A 23,731-nucleotide genomic window follows, 5' to 3' on the forward strand; every position below is an offset into this window, starting at 1 on the left:
CATTCTGGTATTCGAGTCGACTTAATTCACCGTTTTCAATCAGTATTCCTTGTTCTTTTTAGTTGAAAATCAAACCAAAATTTTGTTGTTTATCTTCCCATGCACCCGCGAGTTCTGCCGCGGAAATATCAATAGGTGCCCATGCTTGGGGATTATCGAGGACATTAACAGTAAGCTCATAAGAGGTTGAGGCTTTGCCATCTGATACACTGATGGGGTATGTGTGGGTCTCGATATCTAAAAAGTCTGGCGATACGCTGAGTTTTACTTGGTTATTTTCTAGGGTATACGACAGCCAGTCAGGTTGGTTTTCGATACTGATAGAGAGTGGATCATTCTCTTTATCTTGTGCGTTTAACACGAGATCGTATTGTGATTTTGCTTTTGCATCAATGGTGAATATACCGCTTAACGTTGGGGCGGTATTAGCGGGAACTTGTGGAGTGCTGGTTCCGCCATTTGATGACGTATTATTTGATGAAGTAATGCTTGATGAGTCGTTATTTGATGAGCCACCACATGCGCTCAGTGCTAAGCATCCTGCTAGTATGAGTAATTTCTGTTTCACGGTAATTTCTGACATCCTGTTTTTAAAAGTGGGCGAAATATACCATAATACGGGATGGTTTTGTTTGCTTTTTAGGTAATTTAAACAGTGATGAGAGGCCCACTAAATTGTTTAACGTTGGTTGCATACAGACAGTGTTTAGTCGGCGTATAATTTATGGTAACCGCCGATGGTATTAGAAATAGAAGGAACATAGGGGTATGTCAAAGTTAGTCATTCGTACCATGTTGCCGCATGAACTAAAAGTGGCCATAGAGTGGGCCCGCACAGAAGGGTGGAACCCCGGGCTTGAGGATGCGACATTATTTTACCAAGCAGACCCTGAGGGTTTTTTTGTAGCAGAGCTTGCGGGTGACATTGTTGCAGTTGGCAGTGCGGTCAGATATGACGCGCATTTTGCTTTTTGTGGGCTTTATATCGTCGCACCAGAACATCGTGGAAAAGAGTATGGGTTAGCTCTAACCAAACATAGACTAGCGTACTGTGGTAAGCGGAATATCGGCATTGATGGGGTGTTAGAAAACGTTGAAATATATCAGCGTGTGGGGTATCAGCCTTATTATCAAAATAAACGGTTTCAAAAGTATGCGACTGCCCACGATGTATCGTCAACCCTCCAAGATGTGACGGTGCAGCATATCGATGCCGTTATTACTTATGATAATCAATGTTTTCCAGCCAAGCGAGACACGTTTTTAAAAGGGTGGTTACAACAAAAAAATGGCAAGTCACTCTGCGTTATCGAAAATGGCCAAGTTCGAGGGTATGCAGTAAGGCGACAATGTGTTGAGGGGTATAAAGTAGGGCCATTGTTTGCAGATTCGAAAGCGGTGGCCACACAGTTATTGGGTGCGTTACAGCAGGATATTATCGGTGAGATTATTATTTTAGATGTACCGGAAAATAACCCTCTTGCGATTGAGTTGGCATTAAATGAGAATATGGACGTGGTGTTTGCGACATCTCGTATGTATCAACACGGGCTACCTGACATAGCACATCATAAAATCTACGGTATTACCACGTTTGAGCTGGGGTAATGGATAGATAAATATGATTTTTTGAAATTAAGAAATTGATTACTTCTATAGCAAAGCCCTCAATTGAGAATGGTCGTTACCAGTATCAACAGAGGGCTTCGTTTGTATATACTATATAAGAGATATGGTTGACTCATTGCAACATTGATTAGAGTGAGTATTTGTCATTACTCGCAATATGCTGCCTAGCGCCAAAATATTAGCGGATATTGTTCCCACCAAATAACTATCAGGCAAAATTGTAATGCACTGATGATGGCAATTAATTCAATTACTTCCCAGCGGTTTTGTCTAATTTTTGCAAACTGATGAAACATACTATAGCCCAACGTGATGGGTAGAATGGTTGATACAACGATCAGTGACATACTGGCAATATTGAGCATACCAAACTCTAAAAACGATTGGTTGAGGTAAAAATACACGGGGATTGAAAACAGTAATACATTGATAAACGCCAGATGAGTCCTTTTTAGCGGATGTGACATAAAAAGCTTTACGCAGCCAATAATAATAAACAATAGCAACCCAAATATTCCAACAACCATGCTTACCCAATAAGGTAAAAGGGTTGTTACAGGCACTTTTTTAAATGTTTTTAAGCCATTACTCATGAAGAACTCATCGTCATTCTTAGCATAAACAACGTGTGATGCTTGGGTTCTGCCTGCTTGTTGATATAAATTATTACCAATATAACTTAAGCGTATTGGCGAGCTTTGCAATGAGTTGATCACCATATGTTGTTCAGAAGCAGTAACCCAAATAAAATTAAACAGCTTATCGATAAATGCAAATTCAGCCATATTATTAGGTGCTAAAATATAGAAGCCGTCAACATCGCTATTGTGTTGCAGCTCAGGTTTTGGCTCTGGTAATTTGGCCGATTTAAGTTTCAAGTATTGTATAAACAAAGCGTTGAACTGTTCAGTGTTGGCGGTTTCGCTGTCGGTGTTAATCGAATAGAAAAAACCTTTTTTCTCATTGGGATAAAGACAAATATAAGCTTTAAATCCAAAGGTTCCACCGGGGTGGCACATGCCCACTGCATCATGCCTATCGCGCGTGGCGAAGGCGAGCCCGTGGCCCATGGGTAACCCTGCTTTTTTAGCATCCGTGTTATCGGCAATGGCAAGTAGTGCCATTAAATCTGCCTGAATAAATGCTTCACCCTTGTGCTGTCCGTTGCTTAAAATAAATGCCATAAATTTAGCCATATCAGGGGCGGTAGTCGTGAATTGACCCGCGGCTCTTAAGTACATGGGCACTGATGTTTGCATTACCGCATTTTCGTGATAACCCATGGCCAACAAAGGGTCTTTGTTGGGTCCATTCTGGCTTAAAAACTCAAAAGTACTGTCATGCATATTGAGAGTGTGTAACACGTTGTTATCTAAATAGGCTTCATAGCGTTGTTGTGTCACATCTTCTATAATCATAGCAAGCAGTGCATAGCCCATATTTGAGTATGAATACTGAGTGCCTGGCTGAGTTCTTATGCTCAGTAAGTCGTGCTGATTTTTAGAAAAAGCAGCTTCCAGCGGCATATCCGGTGTTGGGGTAGTACTTAAAAATTGCCGCATTTTGATGTTATCTAAGCCAGCTGTATGTTCAAGCAAGTGTTTAACGCGAATAGGGGTGTTGGCTGACCATGGGTTATTTAATTGCAGCTTAGATAAATAAGGCGTGACTTCTGACTCTAATGTTATTGCACCTGTTGATATTAAACGTAGAACTCCCATCGCAAGCACCGTTTTTGAGACAGACCCAACGTGCATCTTTTGTGCGTTTTTCATGGGTAATTGTGTTGCAATATTGGCTTGTCCCGTGCTACCAACATAACTTTGATTACCGTCAATAACAGACCAGGTTATACCGGCTAATTGCTCTTCGCTAAGCACGCGTTCAATGTGTTTTTCAAGTTGTTCAATTTCAGTTGCATGTACGATATTCATTATCAGTATTGCTAGGCAGAGCATCGCAGTGTGTAATAGAGGTTTAATGTGCATGAAAGTCCTAGTCTTTTGCGGTGTATAACAAATTACCACCGCCTATTTTTTTAATTTAATTGTTTAAGCTGATTAGCCAAGCTGAAGATATCAATTCCTTTGCTTATATCCAATTGCATGAATGCAAGGATGCCATGCATCACAATGAGAATGCGTTGATATGCTTGAGGCTGTTGTTTTAGTGCCTTTTTTGCTGCTTCAAAGCCATATTCGTCATAGGTTAACAGTAATGCAACTGCATATTCTTCAGGGGTACGTTGTCTGGTTTTGGGTTCATACCCTAGTTCTGCGATAACTTTTTCCGCGAGCGTCCAAACTGACCACGGGTTCTGGCCGGTAATGAGTTTACCATCTTGAGTTACTTTTTCTAAGTAGGTTGTACCTGCTTGAAATTGCGCGCCTTGTGCGATGAGTTTGTCTTGTAGTAAAAATGGAAAGATTTGCTTTGCATCAGGAATGAGGAACAGCTCTTCTTCATTGGTGAAAGCACTGACATTTTTATTACTCAGTAGCATGTCACCGTTGTCGAGCCGCACGTTCACGAGTGCCGCAGGGCCATGACATACCGCACTGACGACTTTATTGTTTTGGTATAAGGTTTTTGCAATATTTTGTATATGGGGGTTGTTTGGGAAGTCAAACATGGTGCCTTTGCCGCCGACGAAGTACACAGCTTCATATTCATCTGGGTTGATGTTTGCTAAAGGGATGGAGTTGGCGACTTGTTGTTGAATGGTTTCATTATTTAAAAACGCATAGTCATATGCGCCCATATCTTCGCCATCGATGACAACAGGTGGTTTGCCGCCTTTTGGGCTGGCAATATCAACCGTAAAGCCATTGGCAATAAAGACCCAATAAGCACGAGCAAGTTCGGTATGCTCATAGCCTGTTTCTTTATCTTCGGCCATTGTATCAACGCTTGTGACCACCGCGAGGATTTTCCCTCTGGGTGCGGGAATATCGTCAGTTAAGTAGGGGAAGTCACTCATTTTAGATTCTTTTAAGGCAAGAAAGTGGGCTTTTTCAGGCAATAAGCTTTTAACCCAGCCTTTGGCGCCATAACCGAGCCCAATCACTAAAAGAGCAAGCGTGACGAGTGTAAAGATAATTTTTTTCAGCATAACAGTAACCCAATTAATAATGTGGCAACGAGCATAAATAAGGCAATGTGAAATTTGTGTGAAGTTCGCTTTCTCAGGGCAAATAAATTTTGGGTGATAAATATCGCGTCGATGATTTTAAAATGACAAAGCACTGCATTGAGGTTGACTACAACAGTGGCTGGGAAGAGGGCCGAGAAATAAGAGATAGCATTGATACTTTTCTTGAGCGCTTTTCATACCCTTGTCAAATGACTTATACAGGTCAGGCTGGCAGTTTAGTGGGTCAATATGTGTGTTACCTTACACCTTAAATAGAGTAAGGTGCACAGCATATGTATGGCTTTGTGAGTTTTCGGTTAATGTATTGCCATCAAAACTACCATTGTTTATTAACTCTTGTGCATATATACCAGTAGATACCGTGCTAAGCGCAATTGCAATCCAATTTGCGACGACGTTTTTTTTCATAACTATTTGTTCCCTTATTAGCGTGTAAAATCAATAGAATTATATTGCAAAAGGGCATGGTAGATAGTGTGAAAAAGTATGGTTTATTCTAGCTGCCCGTATATAGGAAAATACAGGTAGAGCGGCTATATATTATAATGAAAGGCCTGTTTTATTTAATAAAGCCGTGGAACTAGCTATTCGCTTGATTGACGAATTGCGCGCAATTGTTACTCGCTTAGGCGGTAAAAACTGATTAAAATAACATTAAATTTCTTACAATAGTGATAGTGTATGTCGTTACCTGCTTGTCCTAGCTGTGCATCTGAGTATGTATATCAAGATCAATCTAATTTAGTTTGCCCGGAATGTGCCTATGAGTGGAACCCTGAAGAAAAGCGGGCTGAGGAAACAATAACCGCAAAAGATGCCAATGGAACGATGTTGGTTGATGGTGATAAAGTGACGGTAATCAAAGACCTTAAAATAAAAGCGAGCTCTCAGGTTATCAAAATTGGCACTAAAGCGCTTATTAGGCGAATTAAAGATGCCAAAGATCATCAGCTAGACTGCAAAGTGGATGGTGTTGGTGAAATGATGATCACGGCAAAATTTGTGAAAAAAGCTTAAACGCAATGAAGAGTTTAAGCCGTGATAATAAGCCAGCTGTTTGAGCTCCCTCGCATAGGTCTTTAATTCAGTATTTCGCCAATAGAAACCGGTGCTGATGTTTGTGCTTTGATGGCATTGAGCACCGATACCAATGTATTGTGTTGGCTATTTGGATGGGCGCGCAGACTGATGGAATTTATATTCCCAACAGCCGCTAAGCGGGCGATGTTGACATTAACGGCTGTTATTTCTATCAGCCTTTGATTAAGAAATATTTGGTTTTTGCTGTTAATCGTAAATTGGGGTGTTAGTTTGGGCTCAATGGTACTGACACTGTTTTTTGTTCGCTCAATATCAAGCACCGTGTCGCGGTTAAAGCTGGCAGTGACAATAAAAAAAATCAATAAAATGAACACAATATCTAGCATAGGGTTCATATCTACAGTCGCATTCATTTGTTGATAAGCGCTTCTTGTTTTATGCATATTATTTCTCCTGAGTTGTTCATAGTGAGCTTAGAATATGGTTGTTTTTATTTTGGAAACGCATTGTTAATATTCATATTTTCTTACAAAGTTGTCTTTATTTTGAACAATTTAGGTGTCGGGTACTGCGAAAGGGATAGATACGATGAATTTGTTAGGTTACGTTTTTCCTCAAAATTCATCACTTAAATTGCTTGGAATAAGCAGATGCTACTGTGTAAATTGACTTTGATGGTGTTGTTTAAGTTATTGTTTATATTATGCCTATGTTATTTTGGCATGGTCGGTCGGCGGCGTGATTGATAACTTGCATGCGCTTATTGAGCGCCTCACTATGAAATAGTGATCTATTCTATAGGTTAAATCGTAGACATAGCTGCGAATACTTTATTGGGTTGTGTCATGCTCCGAGCGATATCTAAGTATATTTCTAGTCATTTAACCTTTGTTGCTTTATTACCTTGTATTCTGCTGGCTGCTGTTGTCTTTTATGATGTTTCAATGTCATTGAAGCGAATGAATGATGCATATGAAGCAGAATATAATGCATTTTTGAGTCATGGAGTATTAGGCGTCGTACATGAAAGTCAAAAAGAACGGGGCTTATCTGCGGGGCTTATTGCCTCGAAAGGGCGTAAGTTTAAGGCTAATTTATCTCAACAAAGAGCGGCAGCAGATCGCGTTATAAAAGAATTGCGTGCAAAACAAGCTAAGTGGCAGCTGAGCGCAACGATGCAAAGAGAGTTGCGTGAGTTTTTACGACATTTTGAAAAACTCGATCGGGTAAGAGACAAAGTCGATGCACAAGCAATGCCGCTCCCCGAAATGTTGAAATATTATACGGACATTAATGAGAAAGGTTTGCATATCGTGATCACTGCCTCGCGTTTAAGCAATGAGCATATTATCGCAGCTGAACTTTTTGCTATCTATAACTTTTCTAGTGCGAAAGAATCAGCAGGCATTGAACGGGCAGTTTTAACCAATGTGTTTAGCACTGATAAACTCAGTTATGCATTAAAAGCAAAATATATACAATTACGTACTAAGCAGGAGGTATATCTAAATGAAGCGCTTGAAGCCTCGCCAGAGGTAATGAAATGGATATTTGAACAGGTATTATCTTCCAATGAAAATACAGCAGTGGATGCATATCGGCTACAAATTGAAAGCAAAGAAAGTAACTTTGGCGTTGACTCTGAGCAGTGGTTTAAGACCGCAACAAAGCGTATTAATGTGTTGAAAGAGGCCGAAGAGCAAGCGTTGGCTCTGGTTGATGAGACCGCAAAAGAGATATACGAAGCAACGGTTTTTGTGTTAGTCGTTGAAATAATAGTTTTTGTTTTAGGTTTACTGATCACCTTTGCGTTATTTACGGCGATTCGGATGCGTTTTAGTCAATCACAGAAGATAGCCAGTGGTATTGAAATTGCGATTTATAAAAAAGACTTAGCGCACGAAATAGAAGTCACCAGCTTTGATGAATTGGGGAAGTCGGCTGAAAATATTAACCAATTAACGATGCAGTTTGGTAGTGACTTGATGGAGTTTGGACAAGTAGCAACAGAGATTACAAGCGCGATACAGGCAACATCGACAGCGATAGCACAAAGCCAAGATAATTTAGTTGAGCAGCAAAATGGGATAAAAACCATAGCTGCGGCATCTGAGCAAATGAGCAGTAGTATTCAAATGATAGCACATTCAATGAATGAGAATTCAGACGCAGCCCGAGTTGTAGCAAATGAGTCGATTCATGGTCAAAAAATAGTGAGGGACGCTGTTATTGTGATTCAGCATGCATCAGATGATATGGCCAAATCAGCAGTTGCAGTTGATGCGTTAAATGAGCGTGTTGGCAGTATTTCAAGTATGGTTGAAATGATCAGCAGTATTGCGGAACAAACGAATTTGTTAGCATTGAATGCTGCGATAGAGGCTGCTAGAGCTGGAGAGCAAGGCCGAGGTTTTGCGGTTGTTGCAGATGAAGTAAGAAGCTTGGCGAGTCGAACACAAAAATCAACAGAAGAAATATCGTCGTTGGTTTCACAGTTGCAAGCAAGCTCAGAAGAGGCATCAGAGGTCATTATAAAGGGGAAGGAAAATGCGATTGAAGCGGCAGAACGAGCCAATGAAATTAAGAGTGCACTGAATAAAATAGTGACTCAGGCGCAACAAGTTGAAAAGGTCACAGAATCTGTTTCAATCAGCACACAGCAACAAAGCGAAGCGATTGGCGATGTGAGTGAGCATATTGCAGTCATATTTAACAAGTCGGCAGAGAATGTGACCGGCGCAGAACAAATAGCATTAGCGGCTCTGCGTATTTCTGATGCAGCTGAAAATATGGACAGCTTGATTGAACAATATAATGTAAAAAGCTCATAATGACTCAAACGCGGCGTTATAGATGGGGTTTATGATCAATATAGTAAAACTGGCTTTGGATGTAGCGCTGTCGAAAAAGACAAATATCCAAGATTTTTACAGTAAAACGATACAGTCATAAAATTTGCAGCGACCCTTTAGATATTGATCATTGCTTAACCTAAATAAGCGATGAGACTCTGTTTATCAACGGTACATTGGAAATCGTGGGACAAGTCTTATGTTTGAATCATTGTACTTCTATCCAGAGCACATAATGCACGTTGGAATTTTTGATGTATCGTCTCCTGAATAACCTTCACTTACGTACTTTTACGCTTTTAAGGGAGTCGAAAGGAGCTTGAGACTTTCTTGAGCGAGTAACAGCAAAGGGTCAATTGATGGTAAGTTCGCCGGTCTGGGTAAATCTGTACATCCTAAAATAATGTTTTGTGCTCCATGTCGTGCGAGATCTTGAGTGATTTCAACAAGTAATTCTGGAGTATGCGCAACTGCTAATGCTGGTGAGTAACTTACTTGATCATGGATCAACTTATCAAGTGCTTGCTGATGCTCGACATTAGGGAGCATAAGCTCAATATCATAAGAACGGGCTGCTTTTGCATATAAACCCTGATTCAGGGTGTGTGATGTTGCCAACAACCCGACTTTGGTAATTTGGCTGTGCGCCAGAGCTCTTACAGTCAAATTAATGATGTTCAGTACCGGTATATTTACTGCGTGTCTTATATCATCGATAAAATAAGACAGCGTATTACAGGGCAGTATCAAGAAAGTTGCGCCGCTTTTTTCGAGGTTGATAGCCGCGCTCACAAGCATGTCCTTATAAGGGGCAATACTCGCACCATTAAGGAGTATGTCATATTCTAAGGTATGAGGAACTGCGATACTGTTAATTAAAATATTAGGGCGATACTTTGCGCCAGTATAGTGTCTTTGTAGAGTGAGATAAAGTTGTGCAGTAGCGCTTGGGCCTGTCCCACCAATGATTCCGAGCGTATTCATCATATCTATGTCTTGTAAGCAATTTTATCGTAAAGCCTATTTTTACGAATCGTGGTATTGAAAGCTATTACATGGATATTACACCATGATAAGTTACACCTGTGATGCAGCGGCTATTGTACTTTCGAGATGCTCTTTGAATGGAGAGTAGCAAATTTAATTTAATACGATATTAAAAAGAGAACGGAATTTACTTCGCAGCCTTCATGCTCGAAGACGCAATGATGTCGACAGTCGTTTACATATGTGTTGCGTTAAAATATATATCAATAAATTTACGGTTGTTTTAACGATTTTTGTTATGCTAAATGTCAAAAATGGGTTAAATTTTTTATTGCAAAGTCAATGGTCCTACTATTTATATTACTTTATGCTGACGGTGATATTGCTGTCTTTTAAAATATATCGATAAGTGTTTTAAATCTCACTGATTTATTGACGTTCCCAGCTGATATAGTGTCATTATTTTGATTTTTAAATCAAATGGTTACTTTTTTATTTGTAAAGTAACAAACACAATAAAAAGGGTTTTGGGATGGAGTTATTAAAGGTACTTTGAGAATAGGCTGGATTTATATAAAAACTCAGCGTTATTACCTGCAATATAGTTACGTAAATATTGTTTTGTTTAATGCACTAATGTTTTTTGTTGTTTTTTTACATTGTAATTTGATGTGTGGGTGTTACAGTATTTAAATTATATATCTTTTTTAGAAAGTAAGTGGATTCAGGTTAACCTGAAAGGGGGCGACCTCTTAACTCACGAGTGAGATGTTTTATGTGGTAACATGCTTTTACTGATGTGAATTTAATATTGAAAGTCACTTGATTTAAATTTATTTGATTGTTAATGTTTATCTCGTTGCCTTTCGATGTTTATAAAAATGCAATGTTGGTTTATGTTTTTATCTTTATATATTTTAATTTTTTACTTGTTGCTAATTGATTAATGTCATTTTTGTGTGTTGTTTTGCTAAATGATGAACGGCTATTATGCGCGTTGTTATATGTATTTAATTAATGCGTGTTACTGTGCCTAAATTATTTTTAGTATGTGACTTTATGTATTCATGTCAGATGTAAAGCAGTGCTTAAGTGGCTTGTGTATATTTTTATATGTCAGTTAATGCATAGTTTATTTTAATTGTACTATATATAATTTCATGACGGAATCTTACGTATTTTATCCCCGTTGGTGGACTTGATTTATGAATAAAACATGTATCAACTAATGAGTTTTATTAAGTGTCTTAAGCGCAAGGAGTGCATAAATATTAAATACTTACAAGGGTGTTAAAAAATGAAAAAAGCAATATTTTTGATTGGTTCTACAGTTCTAAGCAGTCTAGCATATGCGGGTGATGACCCTGTTAATTGTCGTAGTGAGACCCATAACGTTAGTGTGTATGGCGGTTATGTCGCTAGCTGTACAACTTCGTCAGGCACAGATATCCGACAATATGTTACGCCATCAACGACTAGCTTTATTAGGTTACACAGTCATGGACAAAGTTGTACTACATCGCTGCGTTATTATGGAAAACAAACGGTAACAAGTTCACAATGTGATTATACACCTAAAGCGAATTTGACGTTGAGAGCACTACATGATGGTACGGCATATGAAGCCGCGTTGCGTGTTTCTGGAAGTGGTAGTGACCGTGATGGTAGTATTGTTTCTGAAAAATTTTGGTTGAATGGTGCATATAAAGGTTCGTCAATCAGTCCAATTAAAGTACGTACTGCAACACGCTTCACTGTTAAATATGAAGTGACGGATAATAGCGGTTATACAGATTCACAAACAAAAACGATTTGGGTGAACCCTCAAAGTGATCCATGTCGTGAAGGTGTTTCTAGTTGCTAATATAGGACAATTCAGTTTCTTAAAGTGAATTTATTTTATTTAAAAAAGCCGGCTTTTCATTAAGCTGGTCTTTACCTTTATTTAACATTTTGTGTGGGTTAATACATAAATATTCAATGATGATGTGGCAGTTCACCTTTCCTTAAATTGTGTTTTGGCAGTTGCTAGATTGAAGAGATTATATTAGAGAAATATGATCTTCTTTGTTCCATGCTAAATGCACATCATAGCAGTGCTTTCGCTTACACTTATAAAAAGTCAGTTAAATACTTACCATCGAACAGCCAATAAATATGATTTATAATTTCACTGAATGGATGAAAGTTGGTTTTTCTATTCAAGCTAATGTGATTTTGCGCTACTTTTATAAAAAATCCATTGCTTTTATTAGGCAAGGAAGGGTATAATGTCCGCCCAACCGAATAGCAGATTTTTGCTATACTTTTCGTCTTTATTTTCTCACGTTTATTATTGCAATCTCATTAGTAGATGGCGTTTTCGTGCGCGTGTGTTTTATAAAAATGATCATGTATGTATCGCTGCTTTCGCTTTGGTTGGCGCGCCTTTGCGAGAAACCAAAACACACGAGATTAAAAATTAACCGTTTCTAATGAGGAGCAAGTATGACCATCACGAATAAGTCGATTAAAGGGGTTTGTCACTTAAATCCTATCGCTGCTGCAACGGCGTTAGCATTGGCTAGCTTGTCTATCACACCCGCTTTGGCCGAAGAAGTAGAAGCCAAAAAAGAATCAAAAATCGAAGCGATAACAGTAACTGCAACCAAGCGTTCGCAGGTTATTTACGAAGTACCAATTGCTATGAGCGCTTTCTCTGGTGATGAATTAGCATCACAGGGTATTTCAGGTATTACTGATGTGGGTAAATTTGTTCCAAACTTGAATATCACCGGTTTTTCAGCGGGCCATAACTCATCGGCAAACCCCTTTATTCGCGGCATTGGTCTTCAGGACCATTTGATCACGACAGACCCAGGTGTCAGTGTTTACGTTGATGGGGTATATCTTGGTCGCCAAGTTGGTCAAAACTGGAACCTAGCAAACATTGAGCGCATCGAAGTATTGCGTGGCCCACAAGGTACTTTGTATGGTCGTAACTCAATTGGTGGGGCAATTAACATTATCACCAAACAGCCAGATCAAGACGCGGTTACTAAGGTCAGTGCTGAAGTTGGTACGCGTGGCCGTTTGAAGGGGAGCATATTCACCAACCAAGCAGTGAATGATGACCTCGCTTTTAACTTCAACCTTGGTTTTAATCGCCGCGGCGGGCTTGGTGAATTCACTAACCTACCAAATGCAGAATTTGATGTTGGCGAGAACCAAGAGTTTCACGGCCGTTTTTCATTAAAATATAATGCCAGTGATGATTTACGCGTGGTGTTTACCGCAGACGCAAATGATGGTGAAGGGGGCACGCGCCCATATACAACATTGATAGATGAAATGCCGAATGGCCGCTTGTATCAAAACGGGCTGCGTAATTCCGATGTTGCAGCAGACCCGTACGACAACGCAACAGGCACAGCTGAAACATCAACCGTCTCTAATAATGCAAATGGTCTATCGTTAACCCTCGATTATGATATCAATGAAGATTTGGGTACTAAATTTATCTTTAGTAAACGCTCTTCTGAGTATAAAGCCGGTTTGGATGATGATGGGACACAGCTTGCCTTGGATCATTACCCAGAACGAGGTACTGCCGATCAAACTTCTGTTGAACTACAGTTTACTGGATACTTAGGCAATGTTGACTTTGTGACCGGATTATATTGGTTTAACGAAGAAGGTAGCAATCGTCAGAGTGCCTCTGAGGCAAGCTTTGATGGCGGGCCAACGAAGTTAGAGCTTGACCAAGAAACGACAAGCCGCGCAGTGTTTGTAAATGTAGGCTACGATGCCACCGATGATTTACGTTTATCCGGTGGTGTGCGTTACACCGAAGATGAAAAATCTGCTTCTACCAATGTATTTGACCCAGTAGGGACTATTTATTCCCACAGAGAGTGGGATGACGTGTCATGGGAAGTGGCAAGTAACTACACCTTTGAAAATGGCTTAAACTGGTATGCAACGGTGCAAACGGGTTATCAATCTGGCCAATATCCAGCACGTCCTTACTTCTTGATTAATCAATTCTTCGGGGCTGGCGGGTTTGATAACCCAGAAGCTGGAGCAATTGTACGTGCTAACAATGCATTTATAGCCAGTGAAAATATCAGTGCTATTAACTATGAAACCGGTTTTAAAGGCCAGTTAACGAATGACTTTAGTATGAGCGTAGCGTTTTTCAATACTGAATATGATGATTTGCCGTATCAAGTGAGTGTGGTAACTGATGCGGGCTTTGATACAAATAACTTAGTCGTTGAACAAACAAGTCGTGGTATTGAATTTGAAAGTACGTATTTAATCACAGATAATTTCACCTTGCATTCAAGCTTAGGCTTTATGGATGTGGATGTGGAAGAGCAAAACGGCGTAAAACCTGTCGCGCCTTTAACACCAGAGCTTACAGCGTCTATCAGTCCATCATATGAGTTTGAGCTGAATAATAGTGCATTAGTGACAACCCGATTAGACATATCTTATCGTGATAGCATGTATGGAGAGCCAAGTTCAGACGTCCGTCGTATGACGCAAATTGATTCACGTACCACAGTAAATTTTGATATTTCGTATGCGCCAATGAATGCGGATTGGACAGTCTCACTGTATGGACGCAACGTGTTTGATGAGCGTTATGACGATGCGCGTTTAAACACAGGGGCTTACATTCTATTAATTAAAAGCAATGACGCCAGTGAGTTTGGTGTTCGTTATAATGCGACTTTTTAAATAATACATAAGCTTGTTGCACTAAACTAAAAGCTCGCAGTGAATGTTTTCACTGCGAGCTTTTTAATGGTGCGCCAAGTATTGAATTTACTGCCTATCTAAATTCATCACTTTGACCCATGCCTTTACAAAGTCATTAATAAAACGCTCTTTTGAGTTATCAAATGCGTATACTTCTGAAATTGCACGAAGTTCTGAATTAGAGCCGAATATCAAATCTACCGACGTTGCTGTCCATTTGGATTGTTCGGATTTTCTATTGATACCTTCAAATACACCTGGTTGCGATGATTTTTTCCATTGAGTAGACATATCCAGCAAATTGATGAAAAAGTCATTAGAAAGTACTTCAGGTTTGTTTGTTAAGACCCCATGCGTAGCGCCTTTGTAGTTGGCATTTAAAACACGCAACCCCCCCACTAAAACAGTCATTTCAGGCACTGACAAGTCGAGCTGATCCGCTTTATCAATGAGCATTTCGGTAGGCGATTTATGACTTTTTTCAGTATCAAAGTAGTTTCTAAAGCCATCTGCATGTGGAGTGAGGAGGTTGAAAGAGTTGATGTCGGTTTGTGCTTGGCTGGCATCGCCACGACCAGCGGTAAAGGGGACAGACACATTAGTACCCGCATTTTTAGCGGCTTCTTCAATTGCTGTCGCACCAGAGAGTACGATTAAGTCGGCCAATGACACATGGCGGCGCTTTAAAAATCCTTTATTTGCTGAAGTTTGTATTTCTTTCAGAACATTTAAGACCTTGGTGACCTCTGCTGGGTTATTGGCAGCCCACCCTTTTTGTGGTGCAAGGGCGATGCGAGCGCCATTAACTCCTCCACGCATATCTGAATCACGGTAACTGGCGGCTGCACCCCATGCTACACGTACTCGCTCAGATATGCTCAATCCTGAATTTAAGATACTTTTTTTCAATCGTTTAATGTCTTTAGATCTCAATTCTGACTTAGTGCTGTCTGAGATGGGATCTTGCCAGATATGAATATCTTCAGGTACCTCGTTACCTAAAAAGTGGCGTGTAGGGCCCATATCTCTATGTGTTAATTTGTACCATGCTTTCGCAAATGCGAGTTGATATTCTTTGGGATCAGCTAAAAATCGTTCGGCAATTTTGCGATAAGCCGGATCATATTTTAATGCCAAATCGGCGGTGGTCATTACGGGTGGATTAAACTTACCTTTAATATGGGCATCAGGCACAATTTTATGCAAAGATTTGTCTGTCGGCACCCATTGAATTGCACCTGCTGGGCTGCGCGTTTGCTGCCATTCAAATTGCAGTAAATTACTTAAATATAATGATGTCCAGCGAGTGGGTTGCTGGGTCCAAGCTCCTTCTAAGCCACTTGTCACGGTATCTTCAGAATGGCCTTTACCACAGGTATTTTTCCAACCAAGACCTTGCTGTTCTTGCGGAGCTGCGGCAGGCGCTTTTCCAAGGCATTTAGATGCTTTGTGTGCACCGTGCATTTTTCCGAATGTATGGCCACCAGCAATAAGAGCAAGTGTTTCTTCATCATTCATGGCCATACGCGCAAAAGCATGGCGAATATTTTTTGCTGAGCCTAATGGATCAGGTTTGCCTTTTGGCCCTTCAGGGTTGACATAAATGAGGCCCATATGAGTGGCACCTAAAGGGCGTTGTAGTTTACCATCTTTGTGTTGTCGGTCACTGGCGAGCATTTCAACTTCAGGACCCCAATAGACTCTGTCAGGTTCCCAATCATCTGCACGTCCACCAGCAAAGCCATACGTTTCAAAACCCATACTTTCTAAAGATACATTACCGGCTAACACCATTAAATCAGACCAAGATAATGCTTCTCCGTATTTCTGTTTTACAGGCCATAGTAAGCGTCTTGCTTTGTCTAAATTACCGTTATCAGGCCAGCTGTTTAGTGGGTCAAAGCGTTGTTGCCCACCACCAGCCCCACCTCGGCCATCAAGCGTACGATAGGTGCCAGCACTGTGCCACGTCATACGAATAAAAAAGGGTCCGTAATTACCAAAGTCAGCTGGCCACCAGTCTTGAGAGGTAGTGAGCAGCTTTTCTATGTCACTTTTAACTTTGGCTAAATCAAGGCCCTTAAATGCTTTGGCGTAATCAAAGTCGTTACCTAATGGGTTTGACCGCACATCGTGATCTCTCAATGCGGATAAGTCGAGTTGGTCAGGCCACCAAAATTGATTAGATTTAGCATGGCCGTCTTTACTAATACCGCTCCCCAGCGCACCTTTTGGTTTACTTATTTGATCTGATTGTGCAACGGCGACACCTGACGCTAACGCGAGTCCCGTGAGTATTGCGATAGTTGATTTAGAAAATACTTGCTGTTTTTTCATTGTCCCAGTTCCTGTTTTAAAACGAATGTAATCGTTTCGTGAATGACTTTATCAATTGCACAGCATGAATTGGTGATGTTGCCAATACACATGAATACAATAATTGTTCGACCGTCGTATTCATTGCTGTTGCTGAAGTGCGTTTTCTCACAACTTGGTTCCATAAAAAGAATATGGAATATGTTGTGTAATGTATTTTGAATTAAACCGATTAGTGCAATCGGAAAACTCAATTTGCTTAATTGTTATTTATAGGTTATTTAGTTGTTATTCTTTACGTTGCTAGCCATTACTATTCATTTCAGTAAATGTAGAAGAAAATTAGGCATGATATTTTCCAACTATTTGAGTTTGATGTTTTTATTTTCATTAAAATAATAAAAACTAAGAGTTGGGTAGATGTTAAATAATATTTATCACATAAATATCACAAAAAAATAACATTTAGATGGCAGTTAAAGTATGTTTTAAATTCGTATGTTGTGTGGCTGTGTGATCGACAGGAAAAGTTGACGATGATGCGTCAACTTTGCTCAGGCTGGGTGGCAGGAGAATGGGGGAGCTTTATCTATCTGTCAGACTCGTTAAGAGATATCAGCCCACTTAATACCAAACTTTTGCAAGTATTTTTGCAGACGACTTGAGTCATTCTGTTGTGTTTTTAAGGTGCGACTGACATCAAATAAGGCTCTACCCGCAGAGGCCATGGTTTTATGCTGAGCGCAGGTAGATAAAACAAAGTTAAGTTGATTGGCATCGAATACATCAAGTTGGGCGATTTGTTGTGTTGATAGCTGTTGTGCTAATGCGTGATGTGCGGTTTGACTGACAGGTAAATACCAATCATTTTTTAAGCGCTGTATCTCTTCAAGTACATCGGCTGTAGTTATACGGGATGAGTCGGCTAAAGTGCATAGTCTGGTTATCGCAGAGCTTAAATCTCGAAAATTCCCCGACCAACAGGCTTCAGGTGACGTTGAGAATGCTAAAAATGCCTGTTTGGCTTCTTTATTAAATTGAACCCGCTGGCCTGTTTTTTGTGTAAAGAGGTCAATCTCAAAGTCGACATTGGCAGGTATGTCTTCTTTACGGGCTTTTAAAGGTGGTAATGAGTAGGTCCATAGATTGATCCGGGTAAGGAGATCATCGCGAAATGTCCCTTTGGCAATTTCTTGCTTTAAATCCTTATTGGTACCTGCGATAAGTTGAAAGTTACTCTGTACGGGTTTATCGTTGCCAACAGGGTGGAAGGTTTTATTTTCAATGGCATGTAGCAGCATTGCTTGCTCTTCAAGTCCAAGCTCAGCGATTTCATCAAGGAATAGCACGCCGTTATTTGCACAGAGTAAAAAACCATCGCGAGATTGCATTGCGCCGGTAAACGCGCCTTTTGTGTGACCAAATAAGGCCGCCATTGCATTTTCACCTCTTAAGGTCGCACAATTGACTGATACCAGCTCTCCTTTGAGCATAGAACGCTTTTTTTTCAGTTGATAAATTCGAGTCGCGAGTTGGCTTTTGCCTGCTCCAGTAGGTCCTGTGAGTAATATAGGCTCTTGCGAGCGAATCGCGACTTTTTCGATCTGGGAAATAAGGGCATTGAAGGCGTGGTTTTTAGTTTTGATGCCGCCTTTTAAAAATTCTTTACCTGTTTGGTGCTCAATATCAAATCGAGTTGCTAATTGATCATATTTAGAAAGATCTAAATCAATCACTTGTGTGCGGCCAATAGACTTATTTTGCTTGCTATTGTCCGGTGATGTTTGGATTAATCGACCAGGGAAATGTCGGCTTTCAGTAAGTAAGTAGCTACATATTTGCACAACATGAGTGCCGGTAGTGATATGAAATAAGTAGTCATTTTTTTCAGTATTAAAGCTTTGTTTTTGGCACCAATCAAACAACTTTGCATAGACCTCTTCAAAGTCCCATGGGTCAATGAAGTTAATATCGTGCAAGGTCAATGTTGTTTCAGGAGATATTGATTCGATATCAACGGCGACGTTATTTGCGAGTCGACTGCTGTGGTTATCATGCAAGAGGTGTAAATGATCGATAATTAAATTATCTTGGCTACATAAACTAACATTAGGTCGCCATTTAGCCCATCGATCACCCCTTTTCCCATTAAAATCTAGTTGAGTCCCAATCAAACTGACCGCAATTGTTTTTTTCATAATATATCTACTTGGATATTTTTGTATCTGAAATGATATTTATTGTTGCTTTTAAGCGCAAGGGAAATCATGTTTACAACGTGTCTAAATTTTAAATTCATTTATATTTCAATGCTTTAGGTTGTATTTTTTTAATTTTTATGTTGTTGGCATACGACTTGTACTACTGCTACTCACTTAATTGAGTGATTATGGTGTTATCTAACTTGATGACAACACTCATACTTTTCAGAATAAAATAAGATAGAGAAAATTGAGAACAATGACTAAGCAAAATTACAACATCATCGCGCAGGCTGGACGAGTCCCAATTAAAGCATGGACTAAAGGGGTGCCATTTGAAGAGCAGGCTCAGCAGCAATTGCACAATATTGCGGCTATGCCGTTAGTACACTCTCATATTGCCGTGATGCCGGATGTCCATTTAGGTAAAGGCGCAACAATTGGCAGCGTGATCCCCTCTGTGAATGCCGTTATTCCAGCAGCCGTTGGGGTAGATATTGGCTGTGGTATGGTTGCCACTAAAACGTCTTTAACTGCAAGTCAGTTACCTGACAATTTATTAGGCATACGCCATGCATTTGAGGCGGCCGTACCTCATGGTAGAACTGGTGGTCGAAGTCGAACTGACAGAGGTGCTTGGCACAATATCCCTGAAGTGGTTGCGAGTGAGTGGTTAAAACTACAAGCGCGTTTTGAGCGTATTTGTGAAAAACACCCGGCAATAAGAAAAAGCAATACAGTAAACCATTTGGGAACCATGGGGACAGGCAACCACTTTTTAGAGCTTTGTTTAGATGAAAACGATGCCGTATGGATCATGCTGCACTCAGGCAGTCGTGGAGTGGGAAACCGTATTGGGAGCTACTTTATTGAACTAGCGAGAAAAGAGATGCAGCGCCATCAATTAAATTTACCTGATATGGATTTAGCGTACCTAGAGGCAGGTAGCGATTATTTTGATGACTATGTTGAAGCCGTGGAATGGGCGCAAGATTTTGCGGCTAAAAACCGTGAAATTATGATGTTCAATGCGATTGTTGCGTTGAGGAAGATGTTACCGATAGCGTTTTCAACTACTGAATTAGCGGTAAATTGTCACCATAATTATATTTCACGGGAACACCATTTTGGTAAAGACTGCTTCGTGACAAGAAAAGGGGCTGTGCGCGCTGAAAAAGGCGAAATGGGGATTATCCCAGGAAGCATGGGCGCACGGTCTTTTATTGTTAGAGGGCTTGGGAATCCAGAGAGCTTTAATAGCTGTAGCCATGGTGCAGGGCGAGTTATGTCGAGAACACAAGCAAAAAAAATCTACAGTATTACTGACCACATTACTGCAACAGAAGGCGTCGAGTGCCGCAAAGATGCTTCGGTCATTGATGAAATACCGCATGCTTATAAAGATATAGACAAAGTCATGGCGGCACAAAAAGACCTCGTTGAAGTGGTACATACCTTAAAGCAAATTGTATGTGTAAAAGGGTAGATAGTTATATGAATTCTGATTATTTAATTATTGATGGCGCTCAGGGTGAAGGTGGCGGTCAGGTATTGAGAACGGCTTTGACACTGTCTATTTTAACACAGCGAAAAATTGAACTTATCAATATTCGAGCAGGTAGAAAAAAACCAGGATTATTGAGGCAGCATTTAACGTCAGTAATAGCCGCTCAAGCGGTATGTGATGCCGAGCTTGACGGCGTTGAACTAGGTTCCTGCCGTATCCGCTTTTCACCAGGGGAAATTAAAGCGGGTAACTTTGAGTTTGCAATTGGTACAGCTGGTAGTACAGCTTTGGTGTGTCAAACGATTTTACCTGTACTGGCACTTGCAGCTGAACGTTCGACCGTTCTGTTTGAAGGCGGCACACATAATGGCATGTCTCCTTCATTGAGTTTTTTACAGCAATCATTTTTCCCTATTCTGGCGATCATGGGTGTGCGTTGTAAAGTAGAGGTATACTCGTTGGGCTTTTACCCCGCCGGCGGGGGGAAGTGGCAAATAACGATTGAGCCTGCGGCTGCATTTAATTCCATTCATATACTTGATAGTGGGAGCCATTTCGCTAACAAAATTGAAAACTGTGCGATGCATGCACTGTTGAGTGCTTTACCTAAGCGTATTGGTGACACGGAAGTGGCGACTGCTAAAAAGTTGCTAGATTGGCAGCAAGTTTCGAGCAGTGTACAGCAAGTGAGCTCAAAAGGGGCAGGTAATAGCTTTCAACTGTCTATTGCAAGTAGCACACATTGCAGCGTATTTGAGGTGATAGGTGAGCGCGGATTGGCTGCGAAAGAAGTCGCTAGGCGAGCTGCGGCACGAGTAAGTACATTTATTGAAGCACATGCCGCTGTCGAGGAACAGCTAGCGGATCAATTGCTGCTACCGATTGCGCTTGCTGGCAGTGGCAGTTTTACGACGACGAAGCCGAGTTTACATACGCTCACAAATATTGATGTGATCAAGCTGGTACTCGGTAAAGTGTTTGTTGTTGAGCAGTTGACAGAGGTTTTGTGGCGTATTTCACTGCATAACGATGAGTTAAAACCGGGTTAAGATAAGTCGTATTTCACGTTCATGTATTGGCAAAAATAAGTAGGTAGAGTAATGGCAAGTGGGTTGAGCAAGGTGTATTTAGTCGGAGGGGCTGTCAGAGATGCCTTACTTGGACAAGCGTCTAAAGATCAAGATTATGTTGTGGTGGGGCAGACGTCTGAGTCCATGCTCGCTTTGGGTTTTCAATCTGTTGGGCGCGACTTTCCTGTTTTTTTGCACCCTGACACAAAAGAGGAATATGCGTTAGCGCGCACAGAGCGAAAAAATGGCCGAGGATATACCGGTTTTTCGGTCAATGCAGCGGTGTCAGTTACTTTGGAAGATGACCTTGCTCGGCGTGATTTAACCATCAATGCGATGGCGATGGATAATGAAGGTAACATAATAGACCCTTTTAATGGCCGAAAAGACTTAATAGATAAAGTGCTCAGGCATACGTCAGAGGCATTTATCGAAGACCCAGTAAGAGTGTTACGCATAGCACGATTTTTAGCACGTTATGGTGATACTTGGCGCATTGCACCACAAACTTATTTATTGATGGAGCGGCTTCGAGACAGTGGCGAGTTATCACATTTGGTTCCTGAACGAGTATGGCTTGAAACCGAAAAAGCCCTTGGAGAAACCTATCCGCATTTATTCTTTGAGACACTCAGTGATTTTGGAATCTTTCCTGAAATTGAAGCGATGAAAGGTATCCCGCAGCCTGTAAAGCATCACCCTGAAGGAGATGTATACACCCACACGATGTTGGTACTGAAAAGAGCTGCCGAGTTAAATTTTGATATTGAAGCGCGATTTGCTGCTTTAACGCATGATTTTGGTAAAGCGTATTGTTATAAACAGTATGGTCACTTACGCGGGCACGAGCAAGCTGGAGTCGCTGTCATTGACGCATTTTGTGCACGACTAAAAATACCCAATCGGTTTAAGTCAGTAGGGGAGTTAACCAGTGACAATCATACTCGGTGCCATAAACTATTTGAACTAACAGCAAAAAAGGTGCATAAACTGATTGTTGAGAATATGGATGCACTGGGACATCCCGAACGATTTGAACATTTTCTGCAAGCGTGTTTATGTGATGCCCAAGGCAGAGGGGAGCGTTTTGTTAATCATGCTTACCCACAATTACTGGCTGCGCAAAGGTTATTCACAGCATTAAAAACGTTAGATAGAAAAGCCATTGTGCAAAAGGCGCTGTTACAAGGGAGGCAAGGTCCTGATATAGGTCAGTTCGTACGCGAAGCAGAAATTCATTGTTTACGAAGTTGTTTTGATAACTTAAAAAAGAATATAGAGAGAGCACAGTAATGGCAGTCATTGAACGCGAGTGTAAATTCGAACGATGCATTGAAAAACAGGTACGTGTAGAGATAATGCGCCGTATAAAAGCAGCGGAAAGTGAACATAACGTCAAGGTGTTGTATGCGATTGAGTCAGGTAGCCGTGCTTGGGGGTTTGAATCGCCCAATAGTGACTATGATGTGCGCTTTATTTATGTGCACCCTAAAGAGTGGTACTTGGCAGTAAATCTAGATGATAAAAGGGATGTGATTGAATATCCCATCGTGGATGATATAGACATTAATGGTTGGGATATAAAAAAAGCACTCAAGCTTTTTTTCAACTCAAACCCGTCATTTATAGAATGGTTGCAATCGCCCATAGTGTATGTCAATGATGAGTGCTTTACCAAGCAAGCTCAAGCGCTCATGCCGATAATAGCCTCGTCTGAAAAAGCCATTTATCACTACTTACATATGGCGAAAGGAAATTACCGAGAATACCTTAAAAAAGAGGTGGTTCCGTTAAAAAAGTACTTTTATGTTTTACGACCTTTGCTGGCGATTATGTGGCTTGAAAAATACAATACGCCTGCGCCCATTGAGTTTGAGAGATTGCGAGAGTTAGTTGCGCATAATACGGATTTAGATGATGCCATCACCCTGTTATTGGCACGCAAGCGAGTGAGCTTAGAAAAAGAGTTTATCCCTACTGAGCCTGCGATCAATGCATTTATAGAATCAGAGTTAGCACGGCATGAGAGCTACCGAGCTAAATACCAAGCACGCAACGTTGATGTAGAAGTGCTTAATCAATTATTCCGTGATGTACTCGATACATATTCGTAGAGGTGTGGTCGCACCGTTGTACAGTGTATTTGACAATATAAAGGTTACGCACAGATAAGCATAACCTTTATAAATTGATGTTGTATTTTTGGCCTTAGTACTAAGGGTCAATAG

The 23,731-nt window shown here is 40.7% G+C and carries 19 protein-coding genes; 10 read left to right on the forward strand and 9 right to left on the reverse strand.

Annotation, left to right across the window (positions count from 1 at the left end; translation table 11 throughout):
- Window positions 1-58 precede the first annotated feature (58 nt).
- Window positions 59-568, reverse strand: a complete 510-nt coding sequence (locus J8L98_RS07665) for a hypothetical protein (protein ID WP_210995945.1) — start codon at window positions 566-568, stop codon at window positions 59-61.
- 200 nt (window positions 569-768) lie between these two features.
- Here J8L98_RS07665 and J8L98_RS07670 point away from each other — a divergent pair, with 200 nt between their 5' ends.
- A complete protein-coding gene (locus J8L98_RS07670) occupies window positions 769-1,608 on the forward strand; it encodes a GNAT family N-acetyltransferase (protein ID WP_210995946.1) in 840 nt (279 codons plus the stop codon).
- A gap of 185 nt (window positions 1,609-1,793) precedes the next feature.
- Here the strand turns inward: J8L98_RS07670 and J8L98_RS07675 are convergent, their stop codons facing one another.
- Window positions 1,794-3,617, reverse strand: coding sequence for a serine hydrolase domain-containing protein (locus tag J8L98_RS07675; protein WP_210995947.1), 1,824 nt, complete (start codon window positions 3,615-3,617; stop codon window positions 1,794-1,796).
- A 50-nt stretch (window positions 3,618-3,667) separates the two neighbouring features.
- A complete protein-coding gene (locus tag J8L98_RS07680) occupies window positions 3,668-4,741 on the reverse strand; it encodes a type 1 glutamine amidotransferase domain-containing protein (protein WP_210995948.1) in 1,074 nt (357 codons plus the stop codon).
- Window positions 4,742-4,830: 89 nt separating this feature from the next.
- Here J8L98_RS07680 and J8L98_RS07685 point away from each other — a divergent pair, with 89 nt between their 5' ends.
- Window positions 4,831-5,034: a hypothetical protein gene (locus tag J8L98_RS07685; protein WP_210995949.1), complete on the forward strand. Its 204-nt coding sequence runs from the start codon at window positions 4,831-4,833 to the stop codon at window positions 5,032-5,034.
- On the opposite strand, the gene J8L98_RS07690 is transcribed toward J8L98_RS07685, so the two are convergent.
- On the reverse strand, window positions 5,024-5,191 hold the full coding sequence (locus tag J8L98_RS07690) for a hypothetical protein (protein WP_210995950.1): 168 nt from the start codon (window positions 5,189-5,191) through the stop codon (window positions 5,024-5,026). The genes J8L98_RS07685 and J8L98_RS07690 overlap by 11 nt on opposite strands.
- Before the next feature lie 273 nt (window positions 5,192-5,464).
- On the opposite strand from J8L98_RS07690, the gene J8L98_RS07695 reads away from it, so the two are divergent.
- On the forward strand, window positions 5,465-5,800 hold the full coding sequence (locus tag J8L98_RS07695) for a zinc ribbon domain-containing protein YjdM (protein ID WP_210995951.1): 336 nt from the start codon (window positions 5,465-5,467) through the stop codon (window positions 5,798-5,800).
- A 62-nt stretch (window positions 5,801-5,862) separates the two neighbouring features.
- Here J8L98_RS07695 and J8L98_RS07700 read toward each other — a convergent pair whose 3' ends face one another.
- Window positions 5,863-6,267, reverse strand: coding sequence for a biopolymer transporter ExbD (locus tag J8L98_RS07700; protein ID WP_210995952.1), 405 nt, complete (start codon window positions 6,265-6,267; stop codon window positions 5,863-5,865).
- A 402-nt stretch (window positions 6,268-6,669) separates the two neighbouring features.
- On the opposite strand from J8L98_RS07700, the gene J8L98_RS07705 reads away from it, so the two are divergent.
- A complete protein-coding gene (locus J8L98_RS07705; RefSeq protein ID WP_210995953.1) occupies window positions 6,670-8,655 on the forward strand; it encodes a methyl-accepting chemotaxis protein in 1,986 nt (661 codons plus the stop codon).
- 312 nt (window positions 8,656-8,967) lie between these two features.
- Here J8L98_RS07705 and J8L98_RS07710 read toward each other — a convergent pair whose 3' ends face one another.
- Window positions 8,968-9,663: an amino acid racemase gene (locus tag J8L98_RS07710; RefSeq protein ID WP_210995954.1), complete on the reverse strand. Its 696-nt coding sequence runs from the start codon at window positions 9,661-9,663 to the stop codon at window positions 8,968-8,970.
- 1,297 nt (window positions 9,664-10,960) lie between these two features.
- Between J8L98_RS07710 and J8L98_RS07715 the strand changes: the two genes are divergently transcribed.
- Window positions 10,961-11,527: a hypothetical protein gene (locus tag J8L98_RS07715; RefSeq protein WP_210995955.1), complete on the forward strand. Its 567-nt coding sequence runs from the start codon at window positions 10,961-10,963 to the stop codon at window positions 11,525-11,527.
- A 623-nt stretch (window positions 11,528-12,150) separates the two neighbouring features.
- The gene (locus J8L98_RS07720) at window positions 12,151-14,388 is read left to right on the forward strand and encodes a TonB-dependent receptor (RefSeq protein WP_210995956.1); all 2,238 of its coding nucleotides are present in this window, start codon (window positions 12,151-12,153) and stop codon (window positions 14,386-14,388) included.
- Window positions 14,389-14,475: 87 nt separating this feature from the next.
- On the opposite strand, the gene katG is transcribed toward J8L98_RS07720, so the two are convergent.
- From katG to rtcR, 3 genes are all read right to left on the reverse strand, one after another.
- Window positions 14,476-16,746, reverse strand: a complete 2,271-nt coding sequence (katG, locus tag J8L98_RS07725) for a catalase/peroxidase HPI (protein ID WP_210995957.1) — start codon at window positions 16,744-16,746, stop codon at window positions 14,476-14,478.
- 16 nt (window positions 16,747-16,762) lie between these two features.
- Window positions 16,763-16,897 carry a hypothetical protein gene (locus J8L98_RS25045; RefSeq protein ID WP_282098756.1) on the reverse strand — a complete coding sequence of 45 codons (135 nt, stop codon included), beginning with the start codon at window positions 16,895-16,897 and terminating at the stop codon, window positions 16,763-16,765.
- Window positions 16,898-17,330: 433 nt separating this feature from the next.
- Window positions 17,331-18,923, reverse strand: a complete 1,593-nt coding sequence (gene rtcR / locus J8L98_RS07730; RefSeq protein ID WP_210995958.1) for an RNA repair transcriptional activator RtcR — start codon at window positions 18,921-18,923, stop codon at window positions 17,331-17,333.
- A 262-nt stretch (window positions 18,924-19,185) separates the two neighbouring features.
- Between rtcR and J8L98_RS07735 the strand changes: the two genes are divergently transcribed.
- From J8L98_RS07735 to J8L98_RS07750, 4 genes are read left to right on the forward strand one after another with little or no spacing between them, the layout of a single operon-like run.
- Window positions 19,186-20,412, forward strand: coding sequence for an RtcB family protein (locus J8L98_RS07735; RefSeq protein ID WP_210995959.1), 1,227 nt, complete (start codon window positions 19,186-19,188; stop codon window positions 20,410-20,412).
- An 8-nt stretch (window positions 20,413-20,420) separates the two neighbouring features.
- Window positions 20,421-21,482 (forward strand): RNA 3'-terminal phosphate cyclase, encoded by a 1,062-nt coding sequence (gene rtcA, locus J8L98_RS07740; RefSeq protein ID WP_210995960.1) that lies wholly within the window; start codon window positions 20,421-20,423, stop codon window positions 21,480-21,482.
- Window positions 21,483-21,533: 51 nt separating this feature from the next.
- Window positions 21,534-22,796 (forward strand): multifunctional CCA addition/repair protein, encoded by a 1,263-nt coding sequence (locus tag J8L98_RS07745; protein ID WP_210995961.1) that lies wholly within the window; start codon window positions 21,534-21,536, stop codon window positions 22,794-22,796.
- Window positions 22,796-23,617, forward strand: coding sequence for a nucleotidyltransferase domain-containing protein (locus tag J8L98_RS07750; protein ID WP_210995962.1), 822 nt, complete (start codon window positions 22,796-22,798; stop codon window positions 23,615-23,617). The genes J8L98_RS07745 and J8L98_RS07750 overlap by 1 nt, the downstream gene beginning before the upstream one ends.
- The last annotated feature ends 114 nt before the right edge of the window (window positions 23,618-23,731 follow it).

This window comes from Pseudoalteromonas sp. MMG013 (genome assembly GCF_018100885.1).
GTDB classification, from domain to species: domain Bacteria; phylum Pseudomonadota; class Gammaproteobacteria; order Enterobacterales; family Alteromonadaceae; genus Pseudoalteromonas; species Pseudoalteromonas aurantia.